Raw genomic sequence first — 20,168 nt, 5'->3', positions numbered from 1 at the left:
CCGTGGGTGCTGCCGACGCGGCCTGCGGGGGAGAGGGGCGAGGGGCGGGGGAGAAGCGCGGCTCCTGGGCGCCGCTCATGAACCGCGCGGCCAGGAGTCCCGCACCGGGGCACCTCCCTCGACGACGTGCTCTCTCGCACCGGGCAGGGACGTCCAGGCATCGCGGGGACGGTAGCCGAGCTCGAGATGGGTGTTCGTCATCGACCAGCGTCGGTCGGGGTTGTCGGAGATGGCGTAGTACAGCCCGAAGCGGACCTCCGCCTCGATCGCGCACCGCACCACCTCGGTGCAGTCCCTGGGGCTGAGCCACATGGCGCGCAGGATCTCCTCCTCCGCCTCGAGCGGGTCCTCGCTGAACCAGCCGATGCGGAGGCAGATCACGTCCAGGCCGTGCTCGTCGTGGTAGAAGCGGCCGAGGGTCTCGCCGAAGACCTTCGAGACCCCGTACAGGGAGTCCGCCCGCGGCGGCTGATCGGGGTAGACAGGCCACAGCTCGTGGCGGTCGTACATCCCGAAGGCATGGTTCGAGGAGGCCAGCACCACGCGCCGCACGCCGGCCCGGTGCGCCGTCTCGAGCACGTTGCGCACGCCGACGATGTTGGCCTCGAGCACCGCCTCCCAGCTCGACTCCGGCGAGGAGGCCCCGGCCATGTGCACGACGGTGTCGACGCCGTCCATGAGCGCGGCCACCGCCTCGAGGTCCGCGAGGTCGGCGAGGCGCAGCTGCCTCCCCGGCGGCGCCTCGTCCGGATCGCGGCCGTGGAGGACGAGCTCGTAGTCCTCCGTCAGCGTGCGGGCCAGGTGGGAGCCGATCCCTCCGGTCGCTCCGGTGATCAGGACTCGTCGTCGAGCGGTGTTCGTCTTCATGTCCCCAGTATGGGCCGGGTGGCCCCGGTCACGCAGGCGCGAGGCGAGGATTCTCCGCCGTCCGGGCCGCCTCCAGCAGCGCCTCCGCCACCTGCCCCGTCGCGGAGTTCTGCTCGGCGCCGGGGCGCTGCACCAGCATCAGCGTCGTGGTGCGCGGGCGCTCCGGCTCCTCGAGCTGCACGAGCGAGCCCGCGGCGAGGTCCGCCGCGCACAGCGAGCGCGGCAGGACCGAGTAGCCGGCCCCGGCCCGCACCGCGGCGATCACTGCGTGCAGGGACGGCACCGTCAGGGCCGGGCCCACCGCGGGATGCTGCTTGCCGTACTGGGTGCGCCAGTAGCGGCGCACCACGGGCATGTCGTCGGCCGTGGAGACCAGCGGCACCGCCGCGAGGGCCGCGCAGACCGGCACGCCCTCCGAGCGCGCCTCGACGCGGCCGGCCCAGGCCGGGGCGGCGACCAGCAGATGCTCCTCCTCCGCGAGCTCCGTGACCGAGAGCGCCCGGCCGCGCGGCCGCTGGGCGGTGATCAGCAGGTCGTGCCGGCCCTCGCGCAGCTGCTCGAGCAGCTCCTCGTCCTCCCCGGTCGCCACGTGCACGCGCACCCCGCCCGCGACCAGCGGGGCGAGCGCGGGCAGCACGTGCGAGCACAGCAGCTCCGGGGGCCCTGCCAGGTGCACCGGCGCGGTGCGCCCGTCGAGCTCGCAGTTCCCGCCCGCGACCACGTCGAGATCGTCCAGCGGTCCGGAGATCCGCTCGGCGAGCTCCCGGGCGAAGGCGGTGGGCTCCACCCCGCGCGGCAGGCGCTGGAAGAGCTGGCGCCCCAGCTGCTCCTCGAGGCTGCGGATCTGCGCCGTGACGGTGGGCTGGGTGAGCCCGAGCGCGGGGGCCGCCGCGGTGAAGGAGCCCGCCCGGTGCACGGCGAGGAAGGTGCGCAGCAGGTTGAGGTCCTGGACGGGAGCGAGAGTGGAGGTCGTCACAGCGCCGAGGCTAGCCGCGCCGATGACCTCACGCCATAGGAAGAGGGATACCTCCCATAGGGCCTGCTATTGGCGTGCGCATGTCGGGCCGCACTAGCGTCCCGGACATCGCCGCGCTCGGCGTCCCGCACGGAGCGCCGCCGGCCCGACCGCCCCCGACCCACGGAGGTCCCTCCATGTCCCAGCACCTGCTCGCCCCGATCACCCTGCGCGACCTCACCGTCCGCAACCGGATCTGGGTCCCGCCCATGTGCCAGTACTCCGTCGCCGCCGGTGACGGCGTCGCCACCGACTACCACCTGATGCACTACGGCTCCTTCGCCCGCGGCGGCGCCGGCGCCGTGATCCTCGAGGCCACCGGCGTGGTCCCCGAGGGGCGCATCGCCCCGCAGGACCTCGGCCTGTGGGACGACGCCCAGCGCGAGGCGCTGCGCCCGATCGTCGACCTGATCCACTCCTTCGGCGCGGCGGCCGGGATCCAGCTCGCCCACGCCGGGCGCAAGGCCTCCACCGAGCCCGAGTGGGGCACCCCGCACCCCGGCGCCTCCCTCGCAGGCGCCGACGGCGGCTGGGAGACCGTGGCCCCCTCCGCGATCGCCTACGACCAGCTCAGGGAGCCCACCGCCCTGGACGAGGCGGGGATCGACGAGGTCGTCGAGGCGTTCGTCGCCTCCGCCGTGCGCGCCGTCGAGGCGGGCTTCGACCTGATCGAGATCCACGCCGCCCACGGCTACCTGCTGCACGAGTTCCTCTCGCCGCTGAGCAACCATCGCACCGACTCCTACGGCGGCGAGCTCGCCGGCCGCGCCCGCCTCCTGCTGCGCATCGTCGACGCGGTGCGCGGAGCGATCCCCGCCGGCATGCCGCTGCTGGCGCGGATCTCGGCGACCGAGTGGGTCGAGGGCGGCTTCGACCTCGACCAGGCGACCCAGGTCGTCACCTGGCTCGGCGAGCACGGCGTGGACATGGTCGACGTCTCCTCCGGCGGCAACGCCGTGCTGCCCGAGGGGGCGGAGATCCCCGTCGGCCCCGGCTACCAGACGCCGCTGGCCGCGCACCTGCGCGAGCACACCGAGATGCCGGTCTCCGCGGTCGGCATGCTCGATACGCCCTTCCAGGCCGAGCACGTCCTCGCCACCGGTCAGGCCGACGTGGTGCGCGTCGGCCGCGCCTTCCTGCGCGAGCCGAACTGGGGCCTGGACGCCGCCCTCGCCCTGCGCGGCGACGGCGAGATCGTCCCGCCCCAGTACCGGCGCGCCTTCCGCCAGGCCCTGCGCCGCGGCTGAGCGGCTCAGCCTGCCGCGCTGCCCGTCGGCGGCGCGGCAGGCCCGGGCCTGCCCGGGAACAGGCCGCTGCCCCCGCCGGGCGCGGCCTGCGGACGGATCTCCCCGCGCAGCCGCTCCATCCGCGCGTCGAGCTCGTCCGCGACCCGGGCCGCGTCGTCGAGCTCGGCCTGCAGCGCGGGCGGGAGTTTCTTCTCGTACTTGTAGGAGAGCTTGTGCTCGGTGCTGGCCCAGAAGTCCATCGCGATCGTACGGATCTGCAGCTCGACGGGCACCTGCTCCACATGGGTGGAGAGATAGACCGGCACCTGCACGATCAGGTGCAGGGAGCGGTAGCCGTTGGGCTTCGGGGAGGCGATGTAGTCCTTGACCGTGAGCACCTCGAGATCGCCCTGGGCGGCGAGGATGTCCGCGATCCAGTAGGCGTCCGCGACGAAGCTGGTGGTGATGCGGATGCCCGCGATGTCGTGGATCCGCTCGCGGATCGCGCGCACCGTCATCTCGCCCTCGGTGCGCAGCGCCTTCTCCATCAGGGACTCCACCGACTTCAGCCGAGTGCGCACGTGCTCGATGGGGGAGTAGTCGTGCATCTGCTCGAACTCCTTGCGGAGGACCTCCACCTTCGTCAGCACCTCGTCGATGCCGAACTGGTAGTGCATCCGCAGCGCGATGAACTCCTCGTACACCTGCCGCAGCCCCGCCGCGATCTCCTCCTGCTCTGCCGGGGTCGGGACATGCCCGCCGGTGCGCGCCGTGACCAGCTCACGGACCCTGTGCTCAGGGGGCTCCTGCGGTGAAGGGGCTGCGTCCATCCGTCGACTCTCCTCGCGGGATGCGGGTTCGGGAGGTCGATCCTGCCAGAGCGGACTGGGCGCGACGTGGACGCGCGCCGACCGTGGACGGGGCGGTGCCCGAGCCGCCGAGCCGTCGCTCGAGAGGAGCGGGCCGTGGTCCGACCGACCCCGGGATCAGGCGCGCCCGATGCGCGCCTGCCACCACGCCGCCGTCTCCGCGAGGGAGTTGAAGGTGAACACGTGCGGGGCGGCGAGTCCAGGGAGCTCGGCCGCCGCGAGCGCGTCCAGCAGCGGGTCGGGGTCCCAGTGGCCGGGTCCCAGCAGTCGCCGCACGCCGGAGGACTCGGCGGTCAGCATCCGCAGGGAGCGGCCCACCCCGATCCGGGTGCCGATCCGCAGCAGCCGGGTGCGGCTCGCCGGCGCCGCGACGCCCGGGCGCACCGCCATGTCGATCCCGGCCTCCCGCAGCTGCTCCGCCCAGGTCAGCAGGGGGTCCGGGGAGAACAGCATCTGGGTGGCGACATAGGAGGCGTGCTCCGCCTTCCGCCGCAGCAGCTCGAGCGCCGCCGCGGGGTCGGCATGCGGATGCCCCTCGGGATGCGCGCCGACGCCGACCACGAGCCCGCGCCCGGCCGGGGCGATCGCCTCGAGCAGCGTGAGCGCCCCGTCGTAGGGGCCCGCGGGCGGGGTCGCGTCCCCGGCGATGACGAACAGCTCCTCGATGCCCGCGCCGCCGAGCCGCTCCAGGATCCTCTCGAGCGCGTCCGGCCCCTCGACCATCCGCGCGGCGAGGTGCGGGACCGCGACCATGCCCCCGGCGGCGAGCGCCGTCGCCGCCTCGAGCGTCGCCTCGAGCCCCTGGGCGGGGGAGGCGGTGACCGTCACCCGCGACCCGGCGGGCAGGTGCTCGAGCGCGCGCTCGGCGATGCCGGGCAGCGGGATCACCTCGAACTGCGCCTGCCGTGACGCCGGGTTCGGTGGAGGGGAGCCCCCGGGGCCCGACGTCGCGGACGTGCCTGCCCGGTCAGCCACCGGCGGCGGCCTCCCCGGCGAGCGCTCCGACATCGGCCTTCGGCTGCTCCTTCGCCGGGTCGATGAACGGCTTCGGCGCCACGGTCGCCGCCACCGGCGGGACGGTGGAGGGGAGACGGGCGCCGGGGCGCTCGCCGACGTCGACCGTGAACTCCGTGCCGAGGGCGGAGAGTCCCGCCGGCACGAGGGCGAGGCCGATGTTCTTCTCGAGCCGCGGGGAGAAGCAGGCGGAGGTCACCTTCCCGACCACCTCGCCGTCGTGCATCACGGGGAAGTGGTCGATCATCGAGCCGTCGTTGTAGGTGCCGAGCCGCTCGCCGCCGATCTCGAGCCCGACGAGCATGCGCTCCGGCCCCTCGGCCTTGACCTTCGCCAGCGCCGCCTTGCCGAGGAAGTCGGCCTCCTGGTCGAGGTCCACCATCCAGTCGTAGCCCATCCCCACCTCGAAGGGGTTGGTGTCCACGGTGATGTCGGCGCCGTGGGCGAGCATCCCGCCCTCGATGCGGCGCATGTGGCACGGGCCGATGACCCGCAGGCCGTGCGGCTCGCCGGCCTCGAGCACCTTCGCCCAGAGCCGCTCCGCGTCGTGCGAGGCGTTCTTGACGTAGATCTCGTAGCCGATCTCGCCGGTGTACCCGGTGCGGGAGACGATCACCTCGATCCCGTCGATCGTGAACTCGTGGAGGTAGTAGTAGCGGATGTCCGCCACCGCTTCGCCCACGAGATCGCGCAGCACGGCATAGGACTTCGGGCCCTGGACCTGCACGGGGCCGACGTCGATCTCCTCGATGCTGACGTTCATCCCGGCGTAGGCCGCGACGCCGCGGGCCCACAGCAGGATGTCGCTGTCGGCGAGGGAGAGCCAGAAGCGGTTCTCCTCCAGGCGCAGCAGGATCGGGTCGTTGAGGATCCCGCCGTGCTGGTCGCAGAGGAAGACGTACTTGCACTGGCCCACCTTGCACTTCGAGAGATCGCGGGTGACCAGCAGGTTGGTGAAGTCGAAGGCGTCAGGGCCGGAGATCTCGATCTGCCGCTCCACGCCGACGTCCCACAGGGTCACGCCCTGCAGCAGGGCCCAGTACTCCGCGAGCGGATCGCCGTAGTGCCGGGGGTGGTACGTGTGGTTGTAGACGCTGTAGAGCGCCACGCCGTGCTGTCTCGAGGCGTAGAAGAACGGGGACTTGCGGATCCGGGGGTAGAGCATGACCCCGGGATCGGGGTTCACCGCCATGGTGACCTCCTCGGGTCGGGACGTTGATGTCCGCTGTCCTCCTACTCTGGCACCCGTGTGCAGTACGCGCAATGGTGTGCGTAATGCGCAACGTACGGAGTATCGTTGGGCCGACGGCGTCGAAGCGGGCGAGGCACCGGCCCCGGACGCGACGCCGAGGAGAAGGAGGACGGAGCGAGGGATGACCGAGCGAGCCATGACGGAGCGGAGCACGACGTCCCACGGGGCGGTGCAGTCCGTGGACCGGGCGGTGAAGGTGCTCGAGACGATCGCGCGCGAGGACGGGGCGAGCGTGGCGGCGATCGCCCGTGAGCTGGAGGTCCATGCCTCCACCGCCTCGCGCCTGGTCGCCTCCCTCGAGAGGCACGACCTCGTCGAGCGAGGGGACGACGGTGCCGTGCAGCTCGGCGTGGGTCTGCTGCGCCTGGCCTCCGCCGCCCGGCCGCGCCGGGATCTCACCGCGATCGCGGGCCCGGTCTGCGAGGCGCTCGCCGAGGAGCTCGGGGAGACGGTCAACGTCGCGGTGCTGCGCGGCGGCGTCGCGGTGAACCTCTACCAGGCCCAGGCCCGCAGCACCGTCGCGATGCACAACTGGGTGGGCGACCGGACCGTGCTGCACGCGACCTCGAGCGGGAAGATGCTGCTGGCGCACCTGGACCCGGCCCAGCGACGCGAGCTGCTGCGCGGCGAGCTCGAGTCCTTCACCGCGCGCACCCTCACCGATCCGGCCGCTCTCGAGCGGCAGCTGGACGAGGCGCGCGAGCGCGGCTGGGCCGAGGCCGTCGAGGAGTTCGAGGAGGGGCTGGTCGCGCTCGCCGCCCCGGTGCGCGGCCCCGAGGGCACGGTGATCGCGGCCGTCTCCGCCGCCGGCCCCGCCTACCGGCTCGCGCCGGAGCGGCTGCCCGAGGCGGCGGAGGTGCTGCGGGCGGCGACCGAGGAGATCTCCCGCCGCCTCGGTCACCGCGGCGACCAGCGGGACCTCTAGGATCAGCACATGCTGCTCATCGCCCGGGCCTCGCAGGACGAGATCCTCGCCGCCTTCGCCCCGCTCCCTGTCCCCGAAGACCCTGACCGGACGTGGCAGGTGGGGCCCACTGCGCCGAGCGGGTGGACCGCGGCCTGGGTCGAGCAGGAGGCGGTGCTCCCCGGGACCTGGGACCTGGTGCTCCTCGGCGAGGTCGGGGATCCGCGCGTGGTGCGCGTGCGCACCGGGGGAACGGAGCGGAGGTTCGCCTGGGACATCCATGACGCCGGCATCCCCGCGGACGCCCCCGCTGCCATCGCGGCGACGCTCGGGATGCCCGGTGTCGAGGCGCCGTTCCGCCTCGCCCTCGAGGAGCACCTGCTCGGGGAGACGACTGCGGAGGAGGAGGACCTCGCCCTCTCCCAGGTCGCCGAGGCCCTCGGCGGGGCCCGGTCCCGGAGCGGGCTGCCCGAGCTGGAGAACGACACCTTCCGGGAGGTGCTGCTGGACCGCGGCGATGCCTCGCGGCGCCACGACCTCGCCGAGCAGTTCGCCTATGACGAGGACGAAGGGTGGGTGCTCACGGAGACCGGCGGGGACTGGTTCACCGTGCATTCCCCCGACACACCCGAGCTCGGCGCGGGGCCCTTCGACCTCGACGACGCGTCGGGCGCGGACCACCCGGTGCTCGTGCTGTGGCGCGGCAGCGGCTCCGGCGCCGTCCTCCAGGACCGGGAGGACCTCATGGAGCTCATCATGTGGAACACCGGCTGGGTCGAGCAGATCGACGACTCCGCAGAGCGTGCCACGACCGGCGAGGCGCTGGTCGAGGCCTTCGGCGTGGGGGAGGGAGCGCGTCGCCTCCGCGATCTGTGCGCCGCGCGGACCGTCGACGGCGATCCCCTCGCGCAGCTGCTCGAGCTGCTGGACATCCCGCGCACCGCCCTGCTCGTCCTGGACGACGATCCCTCGGCGCCCGAGCCGCTGTCGGTCGATGCCCCGGGCGGCTTCCTCCGTGGGGTGAGGCGGCTGTTCGGCGGACGCGGCTGACGCGGGCCGGGAGCGACGGTCCCGGCGGGCACGGTCAGCGCCGACGGGAGGAGCCGGCCGGTTCGTGGTCCTCGAGCGGGGCGAGGAAGCGCTCGATCCCGTCCACGACGGCGCGGAAGCGGGCGCCTCGTGCGTGAGGTGCCGCGGAGCTGAGACGAGGGCTGATGTCCGAACCGCGCGCTGACGGGGCGGGCCGACGAGCGGTGGACGCCTCGAGGAGCTGCCGCGGGGTGCGTTGTGGTCCGCGACGTGGTCCGCAGGGGTGGCGGCAAAGAAAAAACGCCCTGTCACCAGGGCGTTTCTTGGGGTGATCGACGGGATTTGAACCCGCGACCGCCTGGACCACAACCAGGAGCTCTACCAACTGAGCTACGACCACCATGTGCGGCCTGACGGCCTGCAACGAGAGATCAGCATACCCGGTCCGAGCGGTGCTTTCCTCCCCGAAGCGGTTCGCAGGAGTGTGAGACGCATTGCATCGGCGACAGCGACGGCGATCCTCGCTCGGCGTCGCTGGATGATGCACCCCGACGGCCCGCTGACGGGAGGGTCCGGGCGGCACCTGCCGACCGGGCCCTCCCGCGGTCACAGCGGGGCGCCGCTCAGAGCAGCTCGGCGCGCAGCTGCTCGGGCGACTTCGGGGAGAGCAGGCCCGGCGCCACGTCGAAGGGGGTCCGCGCGCCGTGCTCGCCGGAGGCGGCCAGGCGTGCGGCGGCCCGGGCGTAGGCGACCAACACGCTCGCGGTGAACTCGGGGTTCGACTCCTCCTGCAGGTGGTACTCGATGGTCTGCGTCGTGCCGGGGGAGGACTCGCCGGAGCGGATCACGAAGCCGCCGTGGGGTGCGCCCCGGTGGTCGCGGGCGAGCTCCTCGGCGGTGATGAAGTGGACCGTCGTGTCGTAGGGCTCGAAGTAGTGCGGCATCGTCACGATCTCTTCGCGCACGGCCTCGGCGTCGGCGCCTTCCTCGAGCACCACGAAGCACTCGCGCACGTGCTTCTCGCGGGTGCTGAGCTCGGGCCGTTCGCCGGCGCGCACCCGCGCGATCGCGTCCTCGGAGGGGATCGTGTACTGGACGGCGCCGGCGACCCCGTCCACGCGGCGCACCGCGTCGGAGTGCCCCTGGGACAGGCCGCGGCCCCAGAAGGTGTAGGTGTCGCCGGAGGCGAGGATCGCCTCGCCGAAGAGGCGGTTGAGGGAGAACAGGCCGGGGTCCCAGCCGGTGGAGATCAGCGCCGTGGTGCCGGCCTCGCGGGCGGCGGCGTCCACGGCTGCGTAGTGCTCGGGGATCCGGGCGTGGGTGTCGAAGCTGTCCACGACGGTGAAGCGGGCGGCGAGCTGCGGGGTCTGCTCGGGCAGGTCCGACTTCGAGCCGCCGCAGAGCACGAGCACGTCGATCTCGCCCGTCATCGACTCGAGCTCGTCCATCGAGCGGACCGCGGTGTCCTCGAGGGCGGTGGTCAGGGTCGACGGGTCGCGGCGCGTGAAGACGCCCACCAGCTCCAAGTCCTCCTGGAGGGAGACGGCGAGCTCGACGCCCCGTCCCAGGTTCCCGTAGCCGACGATTCCGAGGCGATGTGCAGTCATTGTCCTTGCTCTGGTCGAGGGGAGGCTCCCGCGGCGGCGGACGCCCTGGTCGATGCTACTGAAGCGCCGTCGACCGGGAGCAGGAGAGCCACGTGACGGGCTCGCGTCCCGCGTTGCACCGCCCCTGGGGGAGGGGGAGACTGGCGGCATGATCGTCGCCTTCTCCGTCCAGCCCACCGGTGCCCCCTCCGACCCGGCCCTCGCCCGCGATCTCGGGGAGGGGGCCGACGCCGCGAGCGTGCACGACGCCGTCGCCGCCGCGGTGCGGATCGTGCGCGACTCCGGCCTGCCCACCCGCACCTCCTCGATGTTCACCGAGATCGAGGGGGAGTGGGACGAGGTCATGGACGTCGTCAAGCGCGCGACCGCGGAGGCGGGCCGCTACGGCTCCCGTGTCTCGCTCGTGCTCAAGGCCGACATCCGCCCCGGCCACGACCGCGGCGAGCTCGACGGGAAGATCGAGCGGATGGAGGCCGCCGCGTCCCGGCTCGAGCAGAGCTGACCTCCGCCCGCCGACAGGACCTGCCCCCGGTGCAGCACCGGGGGCAGGTCCTGTCATGAGCGGCGGGACCTGCTCAGAGGTCGCTGTCCAGCAGCCCGTCGCGCAGCGCTGCCGACAGCGCCGGGGCGAGGGGCAGGCGCGGGATCAGCACGCACTGCAGCGCGTGGTAGATGTCGGGCTTGCCCGGCCAGGTCACGCCCTGCGGCTCGTTCTCGGCGTCGAGCTCGTGGAACCACGAGCCCTCCTCGGGATCGAGCAGGTAGGTGGAGATGTACTCCCACCACTGCTCGTAGCGCTCGGCCCAGACGCGCTCCCCGGTGACCCGGTGCATCACGGCGGCCGCGGCGACGGCCTCCGCTGCCACCCAGTGCATGCGCTCGGAGGAGACGGGCGTGCCGTCCCAGTCCACGGTGTAGACCCAGCCGGGCTTCCCATCGGCGCCGAAGGCCGCAGCGGACTTCTCCATCAGGGCGGTCGCGGCCTCGAGCATCCACTCCGGCGCTTCGCCGTCCAGTGCGATCAGCGAGGCGCGGGCCTGGAGCACCAGGCGGGACCACTCGATCCAGTGCCCGATCGTGGCGCCGTAGGGGCGGAACGGGTGGGCGGGCTCGTCGCGGTTGTAGTCCAGCAGCGGCGACCACTCCACGTCGAAGTGCTCGGGCAGTGCCCAGTCGTTGGCGCGCGCGAACTCATCGATCGCCCGGGTCGCGATGCCGACGGCGCGGTCCAGCCAGCGCCGCTGCCCGGTCACGTCGGCCGCGGCCAGCAGCGCCTCGACCGTGTGCATGTTCGCGTTGATCCCGCGGTACTCCTCGCACTCGGAGAAGCTGCGGTCGAAGGAGTCCACGCTCATCCCGGAGCGCTCGTCGAAGAACTTCGTATCGAGCACCGCGAGCGCCTCGTCCAGCAGCTGCTTCGCACCGGGCCGGCCGGCGGCGGTCGCGGAGGAGGCGGCGAGGACCACGAAGGCGTGGGCGTAGGCCTGCTTGGAGTCGTCCACCGTGCGGCCGCCCTCGACCGAGGCGAACCAGCCGCCGTGCTCGTCGTCGTGGAAGACGCCGCGCAGGGAGGCGATGCCGTGGTCGGCGAAGCGTCCGAAGTCCGGGCGGCCCAGCAGGTGGCCGAGCGCGAAGGCGTGCGTCATCCGGCAGGTGATCCACAGCTCGGAGGGGCGCGAGAGGTCCGGGGCGCCGGTCTCGTCCAGCCAGGCGAAGCCGCCGTCCTCCCGCACCGACTCGGAGCCGAAGACGAGCAGCTCGTCGGCCTCGCCCTCGAGCCAGCTGCGGTGCGAGGCGCGGTCCAGCCAGGGCACGTGCGGAGCGGGCGCGGGCAGGGCCGGGGCGGTCTCGGCGTCCTCGCGCAGCTCGAAGCGACGCGCGGCATCCTGGGCCTGTGCGGTGGTGGGGCCGGGCTCGGCGACCAGCAGAACCTCGCGGTAGTACTTCAGCTCCTGGATCGACTCGCGGATGTCGGCGAGGGCGCGGTGGCCGCCGTGCTTGGCGGGGATGTTGTAGTACACCCGCGGGAACCAGCGCTTGGCCAGCTCCTTCAGGCTCGAGACGTCGATGGTGCGATAGGAGAGCCAGCCGGCGAACTCGGGCACGTCGCGGTCCAGGAACACGCGGTCGGTGCCGACGCTGTTGCCCGCCAGCGGCGCCTTCCCCGGCTCGGGGCAGTGCTCCTTGACGTAGGCGAGGCACTGCGCCTCCGCCTCGGCGAGGGTCATGCCGCCGTCGAGCTCCTCGAGCAGGCCGGAGACGGTGTGCATGTTCACCACGAAGGGATCCATGCCCTGCAGCGCCTCGGCCGGGGGCTTGATCACGACGTCAACGCCGTCCCCGAGGATGTTCAGATCGGCGTCGGTCACGAGGACGGCGATCTCGACCAGCGCATCACGCTGCTTGTCGAGCCCGGTCATCTCGCAGTCGACCCAGATGATGCGGTCGTTGATGGCACGAGTGGAGCTGGAGGTCACCGGACAACAGTAGCGTGGCCCCCGACGCCCCGGGCGGCCCCCGCAGGTGCGAGCGGGGAGAGCTGGCGTGCCCGAGAAGTTACTCTTTGGTCATCTGGTGTCGACGACGAGCCGACGAGAGCCCCGGGAGGGATCCGCCATGAACATGTACCTCCGCCTGCTGCTGTTCCTGCTGCGAGTGCGCGCGAAGTCCCCGCTCGGCATCTGGGACACCTCTCGTGCGAGCTTCCGCGTAAACCCGGCCGACCTCGACGTGCAGCGCCACATGAACAACGGCCGGTACCTCTCGATCATGGACCTCGGCCGCATGGACCTCATGCTCCGCTCCGGCTTCTGGAAGCGGATCACCGACGCCGGCTGGTACCCGGTGGTCGCCGGGCAGACCATCACCTACCGCCGCTCTCTCACCCTCGGGCAGAGGTTCGAGCTCGCCACCCGCGTGATCGGGTACGACGAGCGCTGGATCTACATGGAGCAGGTGTTCCGCCGCGGCGACACCGTCATCGCCGACGCGATCGTCCGCGCCCGCTTCCTGCGCAGCTCCGGCGGGTCGGTCGACGTGCAGGAGGTGCTGGACCTGGTCGGGCAGCCGCCCGCGGACCTCATGCTGCCGGCCTGGGTGGAGACCTGGAACCGTGAGTCCTCCGCGCACAGCCGGGCGCTGGCGGACCAAAACCGCGGCCGCTGAGCTCTCGTCGGCCCGACGCGGCGGACTGCACGGATGACGGCCTGTGACAGGAGGGCGTGACGAGCGCTCGGCCCGTCCCTACGGTGGCGCCATGACACTCTCCGACACCACCACCGACACCGTCTCCCTCACCACCGCGACCTCCGTCTCCGCCGCCGACCTCGCCGACAGCGCCGCCGCCCGCGCCGACCGCCTCGATGCGGCGGGCACCGCCTGGGGCGAGCGCATCGACGCCCGCCGAGACTCCGCACAGCTCACCTACACCGTCACCGGCCACGGCGTCGGCGCCGTCGCGAGCACGCTCCGCGCCGGCCGCCACGAGTTCGCCGTGGACGAGCCCGCCGCCCTCGCGGGCGACGATCTCGCCGCGAGCCCCGTCGAGGTCGCGCTCGGCGCCTTGATCTCCTGCCAGGTCGTGGTCTACCGGCTCTACGCGCACGCGCTCGGCATCCAGGTCGACGACATCGACGTCACCGCGGAGGGAGACCTCGACGCGGCGCGGCTCTTCGGCAAGGACGAGTCCGTGCGGGCCGGGTTCGGGGACGTGCGCCTGCGCGTCCGCCTCACGGGACCGGAGAGCGCCGAGCGCTACGAGGAGCTCCGCGCGGCCGTCGACGCCCACTGCCCCGTCCTGGACCTCTTCCAGAACCCGACGCCCGTCACCACCCGTGTCGAGGTCGCCGCCGGCTGACCTCGACCGCGTCGGGCGCCCGGCCCGCAGTGCCGAATCGGTGTCGCGGAGGGGGATATCCGGCGCGACGGACAGCAGCCGGATCCGGTCGGGAACGGAGCATCTCCGCGCGCGCCGCCTCGGCCTGGACGACGTAGATCCTGCCGGTGCGGGACATGCCCACACCCCTCCCGCGTCCGTCGGTCGGCTCGACGGCACGGGCGCGCCCTGCCTCGAGGCCGCGGCTCCGCGGCACGCTCCGCCAGGGGAGGCGGGGTCACTCCAGTGCCGCGGAGCGCCGCCTGACCTCCTCTACCAGGCTGATCACCAGCAGGACCACCACGACAGCCAGCAGGACCCACTGCTCGTACGGGATCGCGAGCATGCCGGCGACCCCGAGCGCGGCGAGATAGACGATGTGCAGCACCTTCAGCGGCACGCCCAGCAGGCGCGCGCCGAAGGGGGTGCGGGCGAGTCGCAGGAGGAGCAGCAGCGCGATCGCGCCGAAGCTCAGCACCTTGAGGATCATCGGCGGCCTCTCGAAGGCGGTGCGGGGCTATGAGCGCCCCCAGCAGGACTCGAACCTGCAACCTACGGATTAGAAGGCCGTTGCTCTATCCATTGAGCTATGGAGGCTGACGGCGCACGAGTCTACCGACGCTGCGGCGCCGCCACGGCCAGGAACGCAGTCCGTCTCAGCGACGTCGGCCACGCCACGGGGCCGCCGACGGGGCCGGCGCGCCGGGTCCGGCCTGGCAGCGGGGGCAGAACCACAGCACCCGTGCCTCGGTGCCCTCGAGCCGCGGTTCGGCGAGCTCGTCGCGCTGGATGCGGGTGCGGCAGCGGCGGCACTGCTTCCCGCCGCGGCCGTAGACCCACAGGTCCCCGTCCCGGCCGAGCATCCCGCCGGTGGTCACCCGCACCTCCCGGTCCCGGTTCAGCTCGAGCAGGCGATGGGCGAGGTCGACGAGCGCGCCGGGGTCCTTCTCCGCGGAGACGGGAGCGGCGGGGTGGAGCCGGCGCAGGAAGCACAGCTCGCTGCGGTAGATGTTCCCGATCCCGGCCATGATGTGCTGGTCCAGCATCGCGAGGCCGATCGGTCGCTCCGGCTCGGCAGCGAGGTTCGCGAGCGCTCTCTCGCGCAGGAAAGGGTCCTCGTCCCAGGCGGGATCGAGAAGGTCCGGGCCGAGGCTGCCCAGCAGCTGCTCCTCGTCGGCCGTGCGCAGGAGCTTCACCTGCTTCACGTCGTAGGCGATCGCCCGCATCTCACGCCCGTCCTCGTGCCGGGCCTCGAGCGCGATGCGGATCGTGGACGGGTCTCGAGGCCCGGCGCTGGTGTCGCTCGAGCGCAGGGCCCTGCCGTCCACGTGCCAGATCCCGTCCATCATCAGATGGCTGTGCAGGGTCATCGGCGGCGCACCGGGCACTGGCGGGACGAGCCGGATCAGCAGGTGCTTGCCGCGCGGGCGCACCTCGCGGACGGTCCAGCCGACGAGGTCCGCGGTCGCCGCGCGCGGGACCCGGAGGTCGCAGGCGGTGAGCACGGCGCCGGCGAGCGCGTGGTGGAGGATCCGGCACTGACGTGCGACGGTGTCGCCCTCGGGCATCAGCGATCACCCGCCCGCAGTCGCAGCGAGCGCGGGGAGCGGTAGCAGCCGGCCTCCGCGAGCGCGGCCGTGATCGCCGCGACCGGCTCGGTGTCGATCCCGTGCCCGTCGATCCGCTCGATCCGCAGCTGCGGGAGGCGGGAGTCCTCGGCGATCGCGCGGACGAGCTGGGCGGCGGCCTCGGGCGTCGCCTCTTCGTCGGCCCACCACAGCAGGTGCTTCCCGCCCTTGTCGACGTAGGCCTGGACGTGCCCGTCCCGCAGCAGCACGAGCGCGCCGGCGCGGCGGGCGGGCCGTGCCGTCGTCCCTTCGGGCGGGGTGATCGGCAGCGCCGGCCAGGGCAGCGCCGCGCCGTAGGGGTTCGCCGGATCGGTCGCGGCGAGCGCGAGGGCGACCGCCTCGGCCGACGGGCCTGCCGCGCCGTCGTCGGGCCCGTCGGCGTCGCGTCCGGCCTCGGCCTCCCGGTCCCGGTCGCGCAGCAGGTCCACCGCCTCGGCGGGCGCGAACTGGGAGGCGCCGAGGCTGTCGACGAAGTAGCCGCGGCGACAGCTGCCGTTCTCCTCGAGGGCGGAGAGCACCCGGTACACCGCGGCGAACCCGCCGGGGATGTCCTCGACGTCCATCGCCCCGCGGGTGACCACGCCGTGGCGGTCCAGCAGCAGCGTCGCGAGCGCCGCGGCACGGGCGGCGGGGTCGACCGGCTCGACTCGCACCGCGGACCAGCGCCCGGCGCCGACGGGCCCGGTCACGAGCTCGGAGGGGCTGGACGCGCCCTGGCGCATCATCGCTGCGGAGAGCCGCGCCGCGCCCCGACGTCCCAGGCTGCGCGAGCGTGTCGGGGTGCGGGCCGACGGCGCCTTGGCCGGCCCGCGGCCGTAGGAGCGCAGCGCCTCGAAGGAGTCGTTGGTGACCAGGCCTGTGAAGGCGAGGTCCCACAGCGCCTCGTGCAGGTCCTGCGGCCGCGCCGCCTCCCCGTCGTCGGCCAGCGCGGTGAGGATCTCGCCGTGCCGCAGCGCGCCCGGGGTGGTGCGCAGCAGGGCCAGGATCCGGCTCGCGAGGGTACCGTCCGGAAGGGCGTCGGCGGCCGCCTCGAGCGCGTCGGCGTCGAGCCCCAGGGGGAGGGCGTCGGCGAGGTGGAGCCGGATCCAGCCGTCGTCGGCGCCGAGCCTGCCGTGCCCCGTCCACACCAGTTCCCCGCTCGCGAAGGCAGCGTCCAGCAGGGCGGGCGTCATCTCCGGCAGCCTCGCCGGCAGCACCTGGGATTCCCAGGCCGACAGCGGCAGCGACACCCCGGAGAGCTGGTCCACGACCGAGAGCAGCCCGTCCTTCCCGGTCCAGGTGCCGCGCTCCCGCCGGCCGCCGGTGCGGCGCCCCACCAGGTGCTGCCACTGGCCGAGGAAGCGCGCGTAGACGGGTCCCGCGACCGGCGCGATCTCGCGCCTCGAGGCGGCGAGGCTGGCGCGGCGGATGCGGCGCAGCACCTCGACCTCGACCCATTCCTCGCCTTCGCGGCCGGGCGTGAACTCGCCCTGGGACAGGACCCGTTCGGCGGTGAGCTGCTCGAGCGCGGCGCGCGCCACGCCCGGGGCGAGACCGAAGGCCTGCACCGGTGCGTCGGCGAGGAAGGGGCCGCGGCCGCGCGCCCAGCGGGAGAGCAGCTGGGGGACCGCCCGGTCCACCGCGGCCAGGTGCACCTCGGGGATCCCCGGCGGCAGCGCCGTGCCGAGCGCATCGCGCAGCAGACCGGCGTCCTCGATCGCCGCGAGATGCTCCGCCCCGGCGATCCGCACCGTGATCGCGCGGCGGGACTGCTCGAGCTCGGCGCGGGCCGCGTCGAGGTCGAGGCCGTCCACGGCACGCTCGGCGAGCTGCGCGGGGGTGAGGGGGCCGAGGCGGCGCAGTGCGTCCGCGATCTGCTCGGGCCCGCGCAGCGCCCGCTCTTCGGTCAGGCCCTGCAGGCGCTGCTCGACCTCGGCGATCACCTCGGCATCCAGCAGCTCGCGCAGGCTCACCGTGCCCAGCAGCTCGGCCAGCAGCGACTGGTCCAGCGCGAGCGCGGCGGTGCGGCGTTCGGCCAGCGGTGCGTCGGTGTCGTAGAGGAACTGCGCCATGTAGCCGAACAGCAGCGAGCGCGCGAAGGGGGAGGGGGCGGGGGTCTCGACCTCGCGCACCTGCAGGCGACGCCGCCTGACCTGCCCCATCAGCTCGACCAGGGCCGGCAGGTCGTAGACGTCCTGGAGGCACTCCCGCGCGGCCTCGAGCATGATCGGGAAGTCCGGATGCGGGCGCGCCACCTCGAGCAGGTGCGCGGCGCGCTGGCGCTGCTGCCACAGCGGCGCCCGCTGGTTCGGGTCGCGGCGCGGCAGCAGCAGGGCCCGGGCCGCGCACTCCCGGAACCTCGCGGCGAACAGGGCGGAGGAGCCGACGAGACGGCGCACCTCCTCCTCGATCTCCTCGGGCGTGAACAGGAACAGGTCCGCGCCGGGCGGCTGCTCGCCGTGCGGGATGCGCAGCACGATCCCGTCGTCGCCGGCCATGACCTGGCCGTCCAGGCCGTAGCGCTCCTCGACCCGGGCGCCGACGGCGAGGGCCCACGGCCCTGTGATCCGCTGCCCGGCCGCGCAGTGCAGCACGACGCGCCAGTCCCCGAGCTCGTCGAGGAAGCGCTCGACGACGAGCTGGTCCGGTCCCGGCACGGCGCTGGTGACCTGCTGCTGCTCGTCGAGCAGGTCCAGCAGCACGGTGCGCGCGTTGTCATCGAGGCCGAGGCCGGTGAGGCGTTCGTCGGCCTCGGGGCGGGGGAGGGCGGCGAGCTCGGACTGCGCGGCGGAGATCGCCCGGCCGAGGCTCGCGGGCCGCCCGTCCCCGTCACCGTGCCAGAACGGGATCCGCCCGGTGAGCCCGAAGGCGGGGGAGACCGTGACGCGGGAGGCGGTGATCTCCTCGATGCGCCAGCTGCTGGTCCCCAGCGTGATCACGTCCCCGCGTCGGGACTCGTAGACCATCTCCTCGTCGAGCTCGCCCACGCGCCGCGGCTGGGTGTCGCCCTCGGCGGCGACCAGGTGCACGGGGTACAGGCCCCGGTCGGGGATGGTGCCGCCGCTGGTGACCGCGAGACGCTGCGCGCCGGGCCGGGCGGTGAGCGTGCCGGCCTCGCGATCGTGGACGAGCCGCGGCCGCAGCTCGGAGAAGTCGGTGGAGGGATAGCGCCCGGCGAGCAGGTCGACGGTCTGGTCGAAGGCGGAGCGGGGCAGCGCCCGATAGGGGTGCGCCGAGCGGACCAGGTCGTACCAGGCGTCGACCTGCAGGTCCTCCATCGCGGCGGCGGAGACGGTGTGCTGGGCGAGGACGTCCAGGGCGTTGCGCGGCACGGTCAGCGGCTCGATCCGCCCGGCGACCGCCTCCTGCACCGCGACCGCGGAGCGCAGCACGTCCACCGCATGCAGCGGGTGCAGCGACCCCTCGGAGACCGCGCCGACGTCGTGCCCGGCCCGGCCCACCCGCTGCAGCAGGCTCGAGACCGACATCGGCGCCGCGACCTGCAGCACCAGGTCCACCGCACCCATGTCGATGCCGAGCTCGAGGGAGCTGGTCGCCACCACGCAGCGCAGCGTCCCCGACTTCAGCTGGTCCTCGATCCCGGCGCGGACCTCCTTGGACATCGAGCCGTGGTGGGCGCGGGCGATGTCCTCGACCTCGACGAGCTCCTCCGCCTCCCCGTCGGGCCCTGCGGCCGCCTCCGTCGTGACCCGCCTCGCGTGGAGCCGGTTCAGCTTCCCGGTGAGGCGCTCGGCCTGGCTGCGGGAGTTCGTGAACACGATCGTGGAGCGGTGGGCGAGGACCTCCTCCAGCACCGCCCGCTCGACGTGGGGCCAGATCGTCCCCGAGACGTCCTCGTCGTCGACCGCGTCGGCGGGCGGCTCGATCGCCTGCAGGTCCGGGACCGGCAGCGTGATCCGCATGTCCCAGCGCTTGGTCGACGGCGGACGCACCACCACCGCGTCCCGTCCTCGCGCAGAGCCGGTGAGGAAGGCGGCGACCTCCTCGACCGGCTCCACCGTCGCCGACAGTCCGATCCGCTGCGCCGGGGCGGGGAGCATCGCGTCGAGCCGCGCCAGGGACAGCGCCAGGTGCACGCCCCGCTTCGTGCCGGCCACGGCATGGACCTCGTCGAGGATCACCGTGTCCACGCCGCGCAGCGTCTCCCGCGCCTGCGACGTGAGCATCAGGAACAGCGACTCGGGGGTGGTGATGAGGATGTCCGGCGGATGGGCAGCGAGCCTTCGGCGCTCCGCGGGCGGGGTGTCCCCGGTGCGCACGCCCACGCTCAGCCGGCGCCGTGGCAGGCCGAGCCGCTCCGCCGTGCGCGCGGTGCCCACGAGCGGGGAGGTCAGATTCCGCTCGACGTCGACGCCGAGCGCCTTCAGCGGCGAGATGTACAGAACGCTCGTCGCGGCAGACGACGGGGTCGGAGAACCGGCCAGTCGGTCGATCGCGCTGAGGAACGCGGCGAGGGTCTTGCCCGAGCCCGTCGGCGCGACCACGAGGGTGTCCTGACCCTGCGCGATCGACTCCCAGGCCGCGGCCTGCGCCGGGGTGGGCGCCTCGAAGGACTCCTCGAACCACGCCGTCGTGGCAGGGGAGAACGAGGAGGGCAGGCGCGGACGGGGCGTGGCCATCGCACCATTGTGGACCGCCGCCCCGACACCCGGGCCCGCCGGCCGACCGGGGGACCGTTTCCCGGCCGCCCCTGCCCCTGCTCAGCGCCTCGTGGCAGGATGGATCACACGGCGGGGTCCGCACCGGCTGGTCCCGCGCAGAACTGACGAAGGGATGATCCATATGGCTGAGTACACGCTTCCCGATCTCGATTACGACTACGGCGCGCTGGATCCCTCGATCTCGGGGAAGATCATGGAGCTGCACCACTCCAAGCACCACGC

Annotated in this window: 16 protein-coding genes, 2 tRNA genes and 1 pseudogene; 7 read left to right on the top strand and 12 right to left on the bottom strand. The window is 73.4% G+C overall.

Features of this window, described 5'->3' with window-relative positions; translation table 11 throughout:
* Positions 1-75 precede the first annotated feature (75 nt).
* Complete coding sequence (locus DEU31_RS16470; RefSeq protein ID WP_010549709.1) at positions 76-867, bottom strand: NAD(P)-dependent oxidoreductase; 792 nt, start codon at positions 865-867, stop codon at positions 76-78.
* A gap of 28 nt (positions 868-895) precedes the next feature.
* Positions 896-1,843 (bottom strand): LysR family transcriptional regulator, encoded by a 948-nt coding sequence (locus tag DEU31_RS16465; protein WP_133677931.1) that lies wholly within the window; start codon positions 1,841-1,843, stop codon positions 896-898.
* A 176-nt stretch (positions 1,844-2,019) separates the two neighbouring features.
* Between DEU31_RS16465 and DEU31_RS16460 the strand changes: the two genes are divergently transcribed.
* Complete coding sequence (locus tag DEU31_RS16460) at positions 2,020-3,129, top strand: NADH:flavin oxidoreductase/NADH oxidase (RefSeq protein WP_133677930.1); 1,110 nt, start codon at positions 2,020-2,022, stop codon at positions 3,127-3,129.
* Between the two features lie 5 nt (positions 3,130-3,134).
* On the opposite strand, the gene DEU31_RS16455 is transcribed toward DEU31_RS16460, so the two are convergent.
* From DEU31_RS16455 to DEU31_RS16445, 3 genes are all read right to left on the bottom strand, one after another.
* Positions 3,135-3,938 (bottom strand): GTP pyrophosphokinase family protein, encoded by an 804-nt coding sequence (locus tag DEU31_RS16455; RefSeq protein WP_133677929.1) that lies wholly within the window; start codon positions 3,936-3,938, stop codon positions 3,135-3,137.
* A gap of 156 nt (positions 3,939-4,094) precedes the next feature.
* Positions 4,095-4,865 (bottom strand): methylenetetrahydrofolate reductase, encoded by a 771-nt coding sequence (locus tag DEU31_RS16450; protein WP_241237674.1) that lies wholly within the window; start codon positions 4,863-4,865, stop codon positions 4,095-4,097.
* Positions 4,866-4,944: 79 nt separating this feature from the next.
* Positions 4,945-6,183, bottom strand: coding sequence for a glycine cleavage T C-terminal barrel domain-containing protein (locus tag DEU31_RS16445; protein ID WP_133677928.1), 1,239 nt, complete (start codon positions 6,181-6,183; stop codon positions 4,945-4,947).
* A 181-nt stretch (positions 6,184-6,364) separates the two neighbouring features.
* Between DEU31_RS16445 and DEU31_RS16440 the strand changes: the two genes are divergently transcribed.
* Positions 6,365-7,168 (top strand): IclR family transcriptional regulator, encoded by an 804-nt coding sequence (locus DEU31_RS16440; protein WP_133677927.1) that lies wholly within the window; start codon positions 6,365-6,367, stop codon positions 7,166-7,168.
* Positions 7,169-7,177: 9 nt separating this feature from the next.
* Complete coding sequence (locus tag DEU31_RS16435; protein WP_133677926.1) at positions 7,178-8,197, top strand: hypothetical protein; 1,020 nt, start codon at positions 7,178-7,180, stop codon at positions 8,195-8,197.
* Positions 8,198-8,500: 303 nt separating this feature from the next.
* On the opposite strand, the gene DEU31_RS16430 is transcribed toward DEU31_RS16435, so the two are convergent.
* Positions 8,501-8,576 (bottom strand) — tRNA-His (locus tag DEU31_RS16430).
* A gap of 223 nt (positions 8,577-8,799) precedes the next feature.
* A complete protein-coding gene (locus tag DEU31_RS16425; protein WP_133677925.1) occupies positions 8,800-9,783 on the bottom strand; it encodes a diaminopimelate dehydrogenase in 984 nt (327 codons plus the stop codon).
* 148 nt (positions 9,784-9,931) lie between these two features.
* Here DEU31_RS16425 and DEU31_RS16420 point away from each other — a divergent pair, with 148 nt between their 5' ends.
* Positions 9,932-10,285, top strand: coding sequence for a thiamine-binding protein (locus DEU31_RS16420; protein ID WP_133677924.1), 354 nt, complete (start codon positions 9,932-9,934; stop codon positions 10,283-10,285).
* A 73-nt stretch (positions 10,286-10,358) separates the two neighbouring features.
* On the opposite strand, the gene orn is transcribed toward DEU31_RS16420, so the two are convergent.
* Positions 10,359-12,260, bottom strand: a complete 1,902-nt coding sequence (gene orn, locus DEU31_RS16415; RefSeq protein ID WP_133677923.1) for an oligoribonuclease — start codon at positions 12,258-12,260, stop codon at positions 10,359-10,361.
* 139 nt (positions 12,261-12,399) lie between these two features.
* Between orn and DEU31_RS16410 the strand changes: the two genes are divergently transcribed.
* The gene (locus DEU31_RS16410; RefSeq protein ID WP_133677922.1) at positions 12,400-12,948 is read left to right on the top strand and encodes an acyl-CoA thioesterase; all 549 of its coding nucleotides are present in this window, start codon (positions 12,400-12,402) and stop codon (positions 12,946-12,948) included.
* Between the two features lie 91 nt (positions 12,949-13,039).
* Positions 13,040-13,639, top strand: coding sequence for an OsmC family protein (locus tag DEU31_RS16405; protein WP_133677921.1), 600 nt, complete (start codon positions 13,040-13,042; stop codon positions 13,637-13,639).
* A 256-nt stretch (positions 13,640-13,895) separates the two neighbouring features.
* Here the strand turns inward: DEU31_RS16405 and DEU31_RS16400 are convergent, their stop codons facing one another.
* The 4 genes from DEU31_RS16400 to DEU31_RS16385 all read right to left on the bottom strand — a co-directional run bounded on the left by DEU31_RS16400 (position 13,896) and on the right by DEU31_RS16385 (position 19,904).
* Positions 13,896-14,147 carry a hypothetical protein gene (locus tag DEU31_RS16400; protein ID WP_053918101.1) on the bottom strand — a complete coding sequence of 84 codons (252 nt, stop codon included), beginning with the start codon at positions 14,145-14,147 and terminating at the stop codon, positions 13,896-13,898.
* 34 nt (positions 14,148-14,181) lie between these two features.
* Positions 14,182-14,254, bottom strand: a tRNA-Arg gene (locus tag DEU31_RS16395).
* A 59-nt stretch (positions 14,255-14,313) separates the two neighbouring features.
* A complete protein-coding gene (locus DEU31_RS16390; protein ID WP_133677920.1) occupies positions 14,314-15,225 on the bottom strand; it encodes a DNA-formamidopyrimidine glycosylase family protein in 912 nt (303 codons plus the stop codon).
* Entirely contained in the window at positions 15,225-19,904 is a 4,680-nt protein-coding gene (locus tag DEU31_RS16385; RefSeq protein ID WP_133677919.1) for an ATP-dependent helicase, read from the bottom strand. The genes DEU31_RS16390 and DEU31_RS16385 overlap by 1 nt, the downstream gene beginning before the upstream one ends.
* A gap of 163 nt (positions 19,905-20,067) precedes the next feature.
* On the opposite strand from DEU31_RS16385, the pseudogene DEU31_RS16380 reads away from it, so the two are divergent.
* Positions 20,068-20,168 (top strand): annotated as a pseudogene (locus tag DEU31_RS16380) (superoxide dismutase); the annotation flags it as partial.

This window comes from Brachybacterium sp. AG952, from assembly GCF_004362645.1.
GTDB classification, from domain to species: Bacteria; Actinomycetota; Actinomycetes; order Actinomycetales; family Dermabacteraceae; genus Brachybacterium; species Brachybacterium conglomeratum.
Note: the sequence above shows the minus strand (reverse complement) of the source record. Positions and strands in the feature narration are given on the sequence as shown.

Excerpts from the sequence above, each read along its gene's own strand:
- DEU31_RS16390 (WP_133677920.1), bottom strand. The coding sequence starts at position 15,225 with ATGCCCGAGGGCGACACCGTCGCACGTCAGTGCCGGATCCTCCACCAC.
- DEU31_RS16385 (WP_133677919.1), bottom strand. The coding sequence starts at position 19,904 with ATGGCCACGCCCCGTCCGCGCCTGCCCTCCTCGTTCTCCCCTGCCACG.
- DEU31_RS16460 (WP_133677930.1), top strand. The coding sequence starts at position 2,020 with ATGTCCCAGCACCTGCTCGCCCCGATCACCCTGCGCGACCTCACCGTC.
- DEU31_RS16400 (WP_053918101.1), bottom strand. The coding sequence starts at position 14,147 with ATGATCCTCAAGGTGCTGAGCTTCGGCGCGATCGCGCTGCTGCTCCTC.
- DEU31_RS16445 (WP_133677928.1), bottom strand. The coding sequence starts at position 6,183 with ATGGCGGTGAACCCCGATCCCGGGGTCATGCTCTACCCCCGGATCCGC.
- DEU31_RS16425 (WP_133677925.1), bottom strand. The coding sequence starts at position 9,783 with ATGACTGCACATCGCCTCGGAATCGTCGGCTACGGGAACCTGGGACGG.
- DEU31_RS16440 (WP_133677927.1), top strand. The coding sequence starts at position 6,365 with ATGACCGAGCGAGCCATGACGGAGCGGAGCACGACGTCCCACGGGGCG.
- DEU31_RS16455 (WP_133677929.1), bottom strand. The coding sequence starts at position 3,938 with ATGGACGCAGCCCCTTCACCGCAGGAGCCCCCTGAGCACAGGGTCCGT.
- DEU31_RS16405 (WP_133677921.1), top strand. The coding sequence starts at position 13,040 with ATGACACTCTCCGACACCACCACCGACACCGTCTCCCTCACCACCGCG.
- DEU31_RS16435 (WP_133677926.1), top strand. The coding sequence starts at position 7,178 with ATGCTGCTCATCGCCCGGGCCTCGCAGGACGAGATCCTCGCCGCCTTC.
- DEU31_RS16470 (WP_010549709.1), bottom strand. The coding sequence starts at position 867 with ATGAAGACGAACACCGCTCGACGACGAGTCCTGATCACCGGAGCGACC.
- DEU31_RS16410 (WP_133677922.1), top strand. The coding sequence starts at position 12,400 with ATGAACATGTACCTCCGCCTGCTGCTGTTCCTGCTGCGAGTGCGCGCG.
- DEU31_RS16420 (WP_133677924.1), top strand. The coding sequence starts at position 9,932 with ATGATCGTCGCCTTCTCCGTCCAGCCCACCGGTGCCCCCTCCGACCCG.